This is a genomic window from Mycolicibacterium palauense, assembly GCF_002592005.1.
Classification (GTDB): Bacteria; Actinomycetota; Actinomycetes; order Mycobacteriales; family Mycobacteriaceae; genus Mycobacterium; species Mycobacterium palauense.
Window position 1 is genome coordinate 14,975 of sequence record NZ_NVQF01000007.1, and the last position, 12,449, is coordinate 27,423.

Genomic DNA, 12,449 nt, shown 5'->3' on the forward strand with positions numbered 1-12,449 from the left:
CACCGCGGGGACGACCGTGAAGGGAGCCGCGTGAGCGTCGCGGCGGCAAGCGGCACCGACACCACGGCGGCGGCCATCGGGATCGCGCTGGCCTTCGGCGCGGTGATCGGGGTGCTGCTGGGTCTGCTCGGCGGCGGCGGTTCCATCCTGGCCGTGCCGGCCCTGGTCTACGGGGTGGGGCTCGACATCCGGGCGGCGATCCCGGTATCGCTGATGGTGGTGGGCATCGCCTCGGCCGTCGGTGCGCTGCCCAAGATCGGTGCGGGCCACGTGCAGTGGCGGTTGGCGGCGGTCTTCGCCGCGTCGGGCATCCCGGCGACCTTCGCGGGCACGGCCATCGGCAACCGGCTGCCGCAGTCGGCGCTGCTGATCGGCTTCGCCGTGGTGATGGTCGTCGCGGGCGTCCGGATGCTGTCGAACTCGGGATCGATGGGGACCGCGTGCGAGGTCACCGACGGCGGAATCGACTGGCGCCGTTGTGCGACCAGATCGATACCCGCCGGGCTGGCGGTGGGCCTGCTGACCGGGCTGTTCGGTGTGGGCGGCGGGTTCCTGATCATCCCGGCCCTGGTGCTGCTGCTGGGGGTGGAGATTCCGATCGCGATCGGCACCTCGCTGCTGATCATCGTGGTCAACTCCGCCGCGGGCGTGGTGTCGCACCTGCACAGCGCGCCCATCGACTGGCCGATCACGGCGGCCTTCGTGGCCACCGCCATCGTCGGATCGCTGGTCGCCGGGCACCTCGGAACCCGGATGGACACCGAACGGCTGCACCGTTGGTTCGCCTACCTGGTCTTCGCGGTGGCGGCCTGGGTGCTGGTCGACACCATCCTGCTGCGCTGAGGTGCCGTGCGCGGCCGACCATCTGAAAATGTTGTTGAAGAGGGGAGAAAACCTGTGGACGTGTCCATCATCGAGACTTCCGGTCTGGGCGATCGGAGCTACCTGATCAGTGCCGAGGGAATCGGGGTGGTGGTCGACCCCCAGCGGGACATCGACCGGGTGCTGGACCTGGCCCGTGAGCGCGGGGTGCGGATCACCCACGTGCTGGAGACCCACATCCACAACGACTACGTGACCGGGGGGCTGGAGCTGTCCCGGGCCACCGGCGCGGACTACGTCGTCGCGGCCGCCGACGACGTCGGCTTCGCCCGGCACGGAATCGCCGACGGTGACGTCATCGACGCCGGTCCGTTCCGGCTGCAGGCCATGCACACCCCGGGGCACACGCACACCCACCTCAGCTATGTGCTGCACGACGGCGACACCCCGGTCGGGGTGTTCACCGGCGGGTCGATGCTGCACGGCACCACCGGGCGCACCGACCTGCTGGGCGCCGAGCACACCGACACCCTGACCCACGCCCAGTACCACTCGGTGCGCCGGCTGGCCGACGAACTGCCCGGCGATGTCGAGGTCTATCCGACGCACGGTTTCGGGAGTTTCTGCTCGGCCACACCGGCCAGCGGGGACAGCTCCACCATCGCCGACGAGCGACGCAGCAACCCCGCGCTCACGCTGGACGAGCAGAGCTATGTCGAGGAACTGATCGCCGGGCTGTCGGCCTACCCGGCCTACTACGCCCACATGGGGGTGATCAACACCCGCGGACCCGCTCCGGTCGACCTGTCGATGCCCACCCCCGTGGACCCCGGGGAACTGCGGCGACGTATCGACCGCGGCGAGTGGGTCGTCGACCTGCGCCATCGCCGGGCCTTCGCCGCCGGGCACCTGGCCGGCAGCCTGGGCTTCGAACTGTCCACCCAGTTCGTCACCTACCTGGGCTGGCTGCACGCCTGGGGCGCCCCGCTGACGTTGATCGGCGAGGATGCCGACCAGATCGCGCGGGCCCGGCGCGAACTCGTCCGGATCGGGGTCGACGAACTCTCCGGCGCCGCCGCCGGAGCCATCGAGGAGCTGGCCGCCGGGCAGGCGCTGCGCACCTACCGGGTCGCCGATTTCGCCGAGCTGGCCGAGGTGGCCGGCGCCGACGGGGTGACGGTGCTCGATGTGCGGCAGCGCCACGAGTACGACGACGGGCACGTGACCGGCGCGCTGAACATCCCGCTGCACGAGCTCGGCGCGCGCCTGGACGAGGTGCCCGACGGGCAGGTCTGGGTGCACTGCGGGTCCGGCTACCGGGCCTCGATCGCCGCCTCGATGCTCGACCGCCCGGGGCGCAGTGTCGTGCTCGTCGACGACGAGTTCGGCAACGCCGCGAGCGACGACCGGCTCGTCGCGTAGGACGCGCCGGGGCGGCCGGGCGGACCGGCGGGTGGGATCAGTCGGCGGGGTCGGGCAGCGGCTCGCCGGCGGGCACGCCCAGTGCCCGGGCCGCCTTGCGCCGCTTGTACCACTCCCAGATCATCGGGGTGATGGAGGCGACGGCGATCAGGATGAAGATCGGCTCCAGCAGTTTCTGGACGATCTCGAACTGACCCAGGCCGTACCCCAGCAGCGTCAGACCGACCCCCCACAGCAGCGCGCCCACGATGTTGAACAGCGTGAACGTCGCGTAGCCCATCCGCGCGGCACCCGCGGTGATCGGCGCCAGGGTGCGCACGATCGGCACGAACCGGGCCAGCACGATGGCGAACGGGCCGCGCTGCTCGAAGAACAGGTGCGCCTCGTCGAGGTAGCGCTGCTTGAGGAAGCGGGCGTCGGGCTTGAACATCTCGACCCCGATGAAGCGGCCGATCCAGTAGCCGACCTGGCTGCCCAGGACCGCGGCGATCGGAACGAACACCAGCAGCTGCCAGAGGTGGAAGTTGACGTCGACCGCATCGCCGCGTGCCGCGGTGCCCGCGGCCAGCATGCCGGCCACGAACAGCAGCGTGTCGCCGGGCAGCACCGGGAACAGCACCCCGGACTCGACGAACACCACGACCAGCAGACCGACCAGCGCCCAGGCCCCGAAGTACCCGATCAGGGTCAGCGGGTCCAGGAAGTCCGGCATGAGCGCCAGCGTGGTGGTGGTCATGGTGCCCCAAGATACCGGCCGGTCGGCACCGGCCCGTATTCCACGCCGCGGAGCTGGGCACATCGGCTCGATATCTGGAGGCCCGATATCTGGAGGCCCGATGTCCGGAGCCGGCCGGGGCGCCGGCCGACGACTGCGCCCCCGCCGCGGGGCGGGGGCGCAGCCGCAGGGCGGTGATCGCTAGACCGAGATCACCGAGACCGTCTCGTCGTTGTCGTTGACGACGTAGAGGTGGCCGCCGTCGGTGCTGATCGCCAGCGCGTCGGGCCGCGAGCCGACCGCGATCGGGTCGCCGATCACGGTGTTGAAGGTGGCGCTGGCCGGATCGGTGTCGATCACCACCACCTGGTTGTCGCCGGCGTTGGCGACGAAGGCGCGGGTGCCATCGGGGGTGAGCGCGATGGCCTGCGGGTTGTCGCCCACCGGGATCGGGTCGCCGATCACGGTGTTGTAGGTGGCGCTGGCCGGATCGGCATCGATGACCGTCACGCTGTCGCTGAACGCGTTGGCCACATAGACGCGCAGGCCGTCGGTGCTGACCGCGACGGCGCTGGGGTAGGTGCCGACGGTGATCGGGGAGCCGATCATGCTGCCGAACCCCGCGCTGGCGGGATCGACGTCGATCACCCTGACGACGTCGGCGTCCGGGGTGGGTGAGGTGACGTAGACCCGCGTCCCGTCCGGGGTGACCGCCAGGGCGGTCGGGGAGGAGTTGGCGACATCGATCGGGCCGCCGATCACGGTGTTGAAGGTGGGGCTGGCGGGGTCGACGTCGAGCACCGAGAGATCCAGGCTGGATCCGTTGAGGACGAAGGCGCGGGTGCCGTCGGGGCTGAACACGATGTCGTCCGGGCCGTCGCCCACCTCGATCGGATCGCCGATCACGGTGTTGAAGGTGGGGCTGGCGGGGTCGGTGTCGAGCACCAACAGGTGGCCGTTGCCGTTGACCACACCGTCGTAGGCGAGGTAGGCGTAGCGCCCGTTGGGACTGACGGCCACCTCCCGCGGATTGACGTCCAGCGGGATCGTCTGCAGCACCGTGGCATTGGCCGGATCGGAGGTGTCGATCACCGTCACCGAGCCGTTCTCCAGGCTGAACAGGTTCCCGGCGTCGGCGACGTAGACGCGGGTGCCGTCGGGGGTGACGCTGACCGCATAGGGGTTCTCCCCGACGTCGACGGTCGCGACGACCGTGTTCGGCTGGTCGGCGTTGACGGTGAGCGCGACGGTGGCGACCGCACTGGTCAGATCGCCGTCGGAGGCCCGGTAGGTGAAGGTGTCGCTGCCGGTGTAGCCGGTGTCGGGGGTGTAGGTGAACGAGCCGTCCGGGTTGAGCACGAGCGTGCCGTTCGTCGGGCCGGTGCCGGGGACCGCCGACAGGGGGTCACCGTCGGGGTCGGTGTCGTTGCCCAGCAGGCCGGGGCCGGCGACGGTCAGCGTCGTGTCCTGATCGAGGGCGTAGGCGTCCGCGTTGGCGATCGGGGCGGTGTTGGTGTCGACGGCGGTGACGGTGACCGTCACGGTGGCCTCGTTGCTCTCGGCGTGACCGTCGGAGACGGTGTAGCCGAAGGAGTCGGTGCCGGTGTACGCATCGGCCGGGTCGTAGGTGATCGACCCGTCGGGGTTCAGGGTGGCCGTCCCGTTGCCGGGCTGGCTGACCGCCACGATCGTCAGGGTGTCCCCGTCTGCGTCGGTGTCGTTGGCCAGCAGGTCGGCGGCGCCGAGCGTCACGGGGGTGTCCTCCTCGGTGCCGGCGGTGTCATCCCCCGCGACGGGGGCCCGGTTCCCGGGTGCGGGGAGTGCCGCGACGGGCACGGCGATGGTGGTGGGGGTGCTGGCCTGGCCGTCGCTGGCGGTGACGGTGAACGAGTCGACGCCGTCGGGGTCGCCGGGTTCGGGTCGGGCGTCGGGGTCGGGGGTGTAGGTGTAGGTGTCGTCGTCGAGTTCGACGGTGCCCTTGCCGGGGTCGGTGGTGACGGTGTAGGTCAGGGGGTCGCCGTCGGCGTCGCTGAATCCGAGCGTGCCCGTCACCGCGCCGGTTTCGGGGTCGACGGTCGGCTCGCCCGGGGTGCCCGCCACCGGGGCGTGGTTGCCGGGGTCGAGCGGCTGCCCGTAGGCGGTGTTGCCGTCGCCGGGGCCGGTGTCGGCCACGAGGCCGTCGCCCACCGCCAGCGCGGTGTTGTCGGTGCCCGGTCCGGCGGTGGCGCGAGACCCGCTGCCCCGGACGAAGGCGCTGTTGTAGTCGCCGTCGGCGGTGGCGCTGCTGTCGTCACCGACCACGGATGCGGAGTTCACGTTGCCCCCGCCCGCCGATGCCGTACTACCGTCGCCGCGCACGCGAGCGCTGCCGCCGATCCCGGCGGCCGCGGCGATGCTGCCGTCGCCGCTGACCCTGGCCGTGGCGTCGGTGGCGTCGGCGGCGCTGCCGTCGCCGTGCACCGTGGCGCGGGCGACGGTGTGGTCGGCCGCGGTGGCCGAGGCGGCGTCACCGGTGCCGGACGTTGTGGCGATCGCCGACGCGGTGTCCGACGCGTCGCTGGAGACCACGCTGGAGTCACCGCTGATCCGCGCCGACGCGTAGGAGCCGGTCTCGGCTTCGGCCACGGCGGTGCTCGTGTCGCCCAGGACCCTGACCCGCGCGACCGAGTCCCCCTGGGCGCTTGCGGCGACCGAGCTCAGGTCCCCGCGCAGGATGATCTCGGCGCGCGATCCGTCCGTGGCCGCGGCGGTGGCATCGCTGTCGTCGCCGACGAGTGAGATGGCGGCCGTGCCGTCCTGGGCGGTCACGGTCGTGGTGTTGCGGTCGCCGACGACGAAGGTCCGCACCCGGGCGTTCTCGCCCGCCAGCGTCACGGAGTTGGTGTCGCCGTAGACGGTGGCGCGGTTGCGGGAGCCGGTGCTGACCACCTCGTTGCCGTCCCCGTAGGCACGGGCGCGGGAGAAGTTTCCGTCCGTGGCGGTGGCGGTGGTGTCATCGCCACGGACGACGGCCGAGCTGAACAGTCCCGACGCGGTGGCGACGGCGTTCTCGCCCCGCGCGACGGCGAATGAACCGAAACCCTCGGACGAGGCGTACGCCGAGCCGTTCTGCACGATCTGCGTGCCGCCGATGGAGATGCTGAAGTTGGCGTAGGTGTCCTCGACCTCACGCCGGACCCAGGACAGCACGGCCAGCAGCCCCGGTGAGGGGGCGGGACCGGCCGGTGCGGGATTGGGGGCCACGAACGGTGCCATCACCGCCGACAGCATGGTGCCGGCCACCTCGATGAAGGTGCCCGGACGGGACTGCAGCGCCTTGGCGGGAGCCGCCGACACCTCCACCGCCGAGCCGGAGTCGCCGGGGGTCTCGGTGGTGTGCGCGGGGTCCGCGGTGGCGGTGGAGGTGTGCGCGGGCTCCGCCACGACCCGGCCCGCCGGGATGCCGGCATCCGTGCGGGCGACCGTCGCCCCGGCGCTTTCCGCCGAGGCCTCCCGGGTCTGTGAGGTGTCCGGGGTTTCCGTGTTTTCGGGGGTCCCAGGGGTCCCAGGGGTTTTCGAGATCGGTTGGGAGGGTTGCGAAATCGCCACCGAACGTGCCGGTCTCGACGACGTGCTCCGGTGGGTCTTCACCGCCGGCGGATCGTCGTGAACCTCCGCGGGAGCGTCGTCGACGGGTGCGGTGTCGCCTGCCGCGGGCGTCATGGTCTCGTCGGTGTCGCCCCGCTCGGTGTCATTCTTTGTTGCGTCCTTCGTGGTTGTGACTTCCCCGGTTGTGTCCTTGCCCGCCGTTCCCTTGTCTGCGGTGTCTTTCGTGGTGACTTTGTCGGTGTCTGTCTTCGTGGTGTCTTTTTCGGCCGTGCCTTTCTTCGCGGCGCCCTTGCGCCCCGCCGACTCTTCGGCTCCCGAAGCGGCTTTCTCGGCTCTGCGGGTCCGCTTCCCGTCCGGCGACCCGGTCCGCCCCTTCGGCGATGTCGACGACGACTTGTGGGTCGACGACTTGTGGGTCGATGACGAGGACGAGGACGACGAGGAGGCCGCGCCGCCGGTCCTGCCCGCCCCGCCCGATGCGTCGGACTCGGCGGCCGCCGACCACGGGGCCGCCAACAGGGCGGCGCCCACGCCCAGCGCGACCGCAAGCCCCCCGACGCGGCCGACGTAGGACCCGGCCGTGGCCGCCCGCTTGCCCTTGACAACCTCATCCGGATGCCCATCCGGATGTCCATCGGGATGCAGCCAGTACTTACCCATTTCGATTCCCCCCGGTAATCGTGTTCGGGCGCCCCTCGACCGAACGACATGCCGCACCGGCCCCACGGATCTGCTGGGACCGGCTGTTGCGAGTCCTCACGCTAGGGCGCCCCGGGCGAGGGTCGAATCGGTGAAATCCCTATCCGGCACCCTCGCCGGGAGTTGCGTGGACCACACGGTCGAGGCGTTGCGGGGGGGCCGGCGCGCTCACCGGACTGGGCGTGGCACTGGGCAGCGGACTGGGCAGCGAACTGGGCCGAGAGCGGCGGCGAACACGGCGAAAACCGCGTCGCCGGAAGGGGAACCGGCCAGCGCATCGCGTGGGATGTCCGGTGAATCCTCTACCGGGCGCCCACCTTCTCCGGGAAGTGCAGACATCCGGCCAGCTGCGCCCGGCAGCGGATGCCGAGTTTGCGGTAAGCGCGCGCCAGGTTGGCTTCGACCGTCTTGGGGCTGATAAACAGCGTGGCGGCGATATCGCGGTTCGTCCGTCCCTCGGCGGCGAGTTCGGCGACCCTCTTCTCCGACGACGTCAGCCCCGTGCCGGCGCCCGGTGTCACATCGACGCGGGCCAGTTCGGCGCGCGTTCGGTCGGCCCACACCGTGGCGCCGAGCTCGTCGAACACCGCCAGGCAACGGCGCAGGCTGGCGGCGGCGGCATCGCGTTGGCGGCGGCGCCGCTGCAGCCGGCCCAGGACCAGCTCGGTGCGTGCCCGCTCGAACGGCATGTCCTGCCGCGCGTGCGCCCGCAGCGCCTCGTGCGCGCTGCGGGTGGCGGACTCCAGGTCGCCGGTCGCGGCGAACAGCAGGCTCCGGCAGCGGGCACCCACCGCCAGCGCCCAGGGGCGGCCGAGGCGGGTGCCGGTCCGCTCGAGCCGCTGGATCAGTGCCTCGGCCCGATCCAGGGCGCCGGTCTCGATCATGGCCTCCACGGCGTCGGGAACGAACACCGCGGTGATGATCTCCGTCGGCGCCGAGGGCTCCAGAGCGGCCAGCATCGGCTCCAGCGTCGCCAGCGCGGTCCGGTGTTCCTGCAGTGAGAGCTCGAGGAAGCCCCGGATGCTGGTGGGCCACATCGCCAATGTGCTTGCGCCGCAACGGTTGGTCGCCTCCAACGCCGCACCGGTGTCGGCCCGTGCCTGCTCGGCGTCGCCGGTCAGGGCCGCCAGCGCCGCGCGCATGGTCAGGGCGAGCCCGCGCGCGAGGTCGCCGCCGAGCGCAGCGGCCCGCTCCATTGCGTCGTCGGCCACCGCCCGGGCGTCGTCGACGTGCCCGAGCCACAGTTCGACGAGGAAGCTGTTGAACGTCACCGGGATCAGCTCGGTCTCTTCGCCGTGGTCCATGCATTCCCGGCGGACCGCCAGCAGCTCCTCGCGCGCTTCCCGCAGCCGCCCGGTCCAGGCGGACAGCAGGGCCCGATGCACACTCGGGCGAAACGCCGTGGGAACCCGCGAACGCCCCTCCAGCGTCATCGCGCGGCGCAGCGCCGATTCGTCGACACCCCCGCCGCGCAGGAAGCGCAGGTGCACGCCCAGGGTCAGGGCCTGGCACAGCAGCGGCGGGTGGCCCAGCCGTTCGGCCTGCGCCGTCGCCTCGTCGATCCGGTCGGCGGCCGCTCCCGGGTGGCCCCCGTTGGCCAGGGCGAACGCCAGCGCGATCGAGATCCGGGTCCGCTGGGCGGGGTCCCTCGCCTCGCCGAGGGCACGCTCGAGCAGGGCGGCGGCCTCCAGGAGGTTGTCGTCGACCACGCATACCGCCGCCAGCTGGGCGAAGGCCTTCGAGCGCAGCTCACCGGGCGGCAGCCCGTTGGCGGTGGTCTCGAGCAGCTGCCGCGCCGTCGCCGCGTCGCCGGCGGCCAGGTGGTGGCCCGCCGAGCGGATCCGGCGTTGTGGTGTGTCGCCGCCGAGGTGCATCGCGATGTCGAGCAGCTCCGCCGCGGTCGTCGGTGCCCCGCGGGCGTGTGCGCTGCGCGCGGCCTCGTCGAGCGCAGCCAGGGTCTGCGGGTCGCCCTCCGTGGCGGCCCAGGCCAGGTGGCGGGCCTTGAGTTCCGGTTCGGCGACGATGGCCGACAGCCGCCGGTGCATCGACCGCCGGGTGGCGGGAGAGGCCCGCAGGTACACCCCGCGGGACATCAGCGGGTCACAGAACCGGACCCGGTTCCCCTCGATGGCCACGATGCCCCGGTCCTCGGCCGGCTCCAGCAGCCGGGCGACGCCCCCCGGGGTCGGTCTCGGCCGCCCGGGCGACGGTACTCAGCGTGGGAGCCCCCAGACACGCCACCGCGAGCAGGGGCGGATGGCTCTCCGGGGCCAGCGCGTCGAGCCGCGCCGCGACCAGTTCGATCAGGGTCCCCGGCAGCGGGACGGCGTCTGCCGCGGCGTCCCCGGCGCCGCCGCCGAGCATCGCGCGGCCCAGCTCGAGCGCGTAGAAGGGATTGCCGCCCGAGGCCTCGGCTATCCGGGCCATCGTCGGACGGGGGAAGGACCGCCTGAGCCGCTCGCGGAGAACGGCGTGCAGGCCGCCCAGGCTCAGCGGCCCGACCTCCAGCGTGCGGGTCGCCTCGGGTTGCAGGAGCCGCAACCGGGTGCGTGCCGGGGCCGCCTGCGGGGTGGTGCGCTCGGTGACCAGCAACGACACCGGACCCGCCACCCGGCGCGCGGCGAAGGCCAGCGCCTCCCGGCTGGACGGGTCGCTCCACTGGACGTCGTCGATCGCGATCAGCACCGGCGCGTCGACCGCCAGGGCCCGGATCAGCGCGAGGAACCCCGCCGCGACCGCCCGCGCGTCCTCACCGCGGGCGGGCTCGTCGGCGTGGACGATGCGCTCAAGGGCCAGCCGCTGGGAGGCCCGCAGGGATGTCCAGGCCTCCCCGCTCGCGGGATACGCCTGGTCGAGCAGGTCGGTGAGCACCCCGTGGTCCAGCGTCGACTCGGCGGGGGCGGGCTGCGCCGCCAGCACGGTGAATCCCCGCTCCCGTGCCAGCCGGAGTCCGTCGAGCCACAGGGTCGTCTTGCCGATGCCCGCGTCGCCCTCGATGAACAGCGCCGACGCGTCGGTGCGGCCCGGGTCGAGGAACCCGGCAAGGATCCGCGACTCTGCGGAGCGTCCCACCGTTGTGAACATCGACGATGATGTTTCCAAGGCCGGCTGCGGGTGTATAGCGAATCGGGCGTGGTCGCGGTGCCTTTTCGCTCACACTCGGCACCGGAGCGAGGTGCGTCACCATCCGGGCGAAGGTTGTCCCGTGGCTCACAGTCGGCGCCGATCCCTGAGATACTGTCAAAAAGCCGGAACGCCGAGAGGACTTTCTCCATGCCCATCGCCACGCCCGAGGTCTACGCCGAGATGCTGGGCCGCGCCAAGGAGCACTCGTTCGCCTTCCCGGCCGTCAACTGCACCTCCTCGGAGACCATCAACGCCGCCATCAAGGGCTTCGCGGACGCGGGCAGCGACGGCATCATCCAGTTCTCCACCGGCGGTGCGGAATTCGGTTCCGGGCTGGGCGTCAAGGACATGGTCACCGGTGCGGTGGCGCTGGCCGAGTTCGCCCACATCATCGCCGAGAAGTACCCGGTCACCGTCGCCCTGCACACCGACCACTGCCCCAAGGACAAGCTGGACACCTACGTGCGGCCGCTGCTGGCGATCTCCGCCGAGCGGGTCGCCAAGGGGATGAACCCGCTGTTCCAGTCGCACATGTGGGACGGGTCGGCGGTCCCCATCGACGAGAACCTGTCCATCGCGCAGGAACTGCTCAAGCAGGCCGCCGCCGCCAAGATCATCCTGGAGATCGAGATCGGTGTCGTCGGCGGCGAGGAGGACGGCGTCGAGGCCGAGATCAACGACAAGCTCTACACCACGCCCGAGGACTTCGAGAAGACCATCTCCGCACTCGGAGCCGGTGAGCACGGCAAATACCTGCTGGCGGCCACGTTCGGCAACGTCCACGGTGTCTACAAGCCGGGCAACGTCAAACTCAAGCCCGAGGTGCTCGCCGAGGGCCAGAAGGTCGCCTCGGCCAAGCTCGGCCTGCCGGAGGGGTCCAAGCCGTTCGATTTCGTGTTCCACGGCGGCTCGGGTTCGCTGAAGTCCGAGATCGAGGATTCGCTGAACTACGGCGTGGTCAAGATGAACGTCGACACCGACATGCAGTACGCCTTCACCCGCCCCGTGGCGGCGCACATGTTCACCAACTACGACGGTGTGCTCAAGGTGGACGGCGAGGTCGGGAACAAGAAGGTCTACGACCCGCGCAGCTACATGAAGAAGGCCGAGGCGGCGATGAGCGTGCGCGTCATCGAGGCCTGCGAGGACCTGCACAGCGCCGGCCGCAGCGTCTCGGCGGGCTGAGCGGCCGGCCGGTCCGCCCGGTCACGGCGGCGCCTGGACAGGGTCTGGACAGGGCGTCAGGACAGCGTCAGGAGACTGGTGCCTGGCAGATCTTCCACTGGTCGTCGCGGTACTGCAGGTCGAAGCTGCGGGTGGACCGGGTGGCCGGGTCGTAGGCCATGAACGAGGTCACGTTGGCCTCGGCGTGGTCGCCGTTGACGACGACCTGGTCGATGCTGGCCACCACCGGGTACTGGTTGGCGGCCGCGACGCGGGCGTGCACCTCGTTCCACTGACTGTCGTCGAAGCGGTTGTAGCTCGCGGCGGTGGCCCCGCAGGTGATGGAGCGCAGCGTGGCCAGGTCGCCGCGCTGCACGGCCGTGTCGAAGGTCTGGATGGTCTCGCGGACACGGTCCTCCTGGGTCGCCGTGGTGTCGCCGCCGCGGGTGAGCAGCACCGTGCCGAGCACGGCGACGGCGACCAGCGCCGCGATGACGAGGATGAGCGCGATCACCCATCCCCAGCCCCGGCGTTTGGGCGAGACGGGGGGAGGCACATCGCCGCGCGGTGGAATCGCCTGCGGTCCAACGGCTTTGCCCGGCGCGGGTGGCCCCGCGGCGGGGATCTGGGTGGTCGGCTCGCCGACGTCGATGATCTCGGTGGGCTGATCCGGGGTCCGGTCGATGATCTGGGTCGACCCGGCGTCCATGGCCGAGGGGGCGGTGAACCGACGCTCGCCCGGCGGCTGCTCGGGGGCCTCCTCGGGGTCGGTGCCCGGGATGGCGAACGCCTCGGTCGGGTGGTCGGGCTGCGGATCGAGGGCCGGGGCCGCCTCGGTGTCGGGTTCCCCGCGTTCGCCGTGTTCGGCCTCGGGGTCGGGCCCGGATGGGTTCGACATCGGTGCTGCTGTCCT

8 protein-coding genes are annotated in these 12,449 nt (G+C 71.7%); 3 read left to right on the forward strand and 5 right to left on the reverse strand.

Going from position 1 to position 12,449, the window contains the following annotated elements:
• Positions 1-30: 30 nt before the first annotated feature.
• Both CSR00_RS04385 and CSR00_RS04390 read left to right on the forward strand, forming a co-directional pair.
• Complete coding sequence (locus tag CSR00_RS04385) at positions 31-843, forward strand: sulfite exporter TauE/SafE family protein (RefSeq protein ID WP_245905834.1); 813 nt, start codon at positions 31-33, stop codon at positions 841-843.
• 54 nt (positions 844-897) lie between these two features.
• Positions 898-2,244, forward strand: coding sequence for an MBL fold metallo-hydrolase (locus CSR00_RS04390; protein WP_099021186.1), 1,347 nt, complete (start codon positions 898-900; stop codon positions 2,242-2,244).
• Between the two features lie 37 nt (positions 2,245-2,281).
• Here the strand turns inward: CSR00_RS04390 and CSR00_RS04395 are convergent, their stop codons facing one another.
• From CSR00_RS04395 to CSR00_RS04420, 4 genes are all read right to left on the reverse strand, one after another.
• The gene (locus tag CSR00_RS04395) at positions 2,282-2,980 is read right to left on the reverse strand and encodes a VTT domain-containing protein (protein WP_099021187.1); all 699 of its coding nucleotides are present in this window, start codon (positions 2,978-2,980) and stop codon (positions 2,282-2,284) included.
• A gap of 180 nt (positions 2,981-3,160) precedes the next feature.
• Positions 3,161-7,207, reverse strand: a complete 4,047-nt coding sequence (locus tag CSR00_RS04400; protein WP_141564262.1) for a cadherin-like domain-containing protein — start codon at positions 7,205-7,207, stop codon at positions 3,161-3,163.
• Positions 7,208-7,548: 341 nt separating this feature from the next.
• On the reverse strand, positions 7,549-9,381 hold the full coding sequence (locus tag CSR00_RS04415) for a helix-turn-helix transcriptional regulator (protein ID WP_099021191.1): 1,833 nt from the start codon (positions 9,379-9,381) through the stop codon (positions 7,549-7,551).
• Positions 9,347-10,318, reverse strand: coding sequence for an AAA family ATPase (locus CSR00_RS04420; protein WP_176561901.1), 972 nt, complete (start codon positions 10,316-10,318; stop codon positions 9,347-9,349). Before CSR00_RS04420 ends, CSR00_RS04415 begins: the two co-directional genes overlap by 35 nt.
• Before the next feature lie 201 nt (positions 10,319-10,519).
• On the opposite strand from CSR00_RS04420, the gene fbaA reads away from it, so the two are divergent.
• Positions 10,520-11,557 (forward strand): class II fructose-bisphosphate aldolase, encoded by a 1,038-nt coding sequence (gene fbaA / locus CSR00_RS04425; protein WP_099021193.1) that lies wholly within the window; start codon positions 10,520-10,522, stop codon positions 11,555-11,557.
• Between the two features lie 67 nt (positions 11,558-11,624).
• Here fbaA and CSR00_RS04430 read toward each other — a convergent pair whose 3' ends face one another.
• Complete coding sequence (locus CSR00_RS04430; RefSeq protein WP_099021194.1) at positions 11,625-12,434, reverse strand: Rv0361 family membrane protein; 810 nt, start codon at positions 12,432-12,434, stop codon at positions 11,625-11,627.
• Between the last annotated feature and the right edge of the window lie 15 nt (positions 12,435-12,449).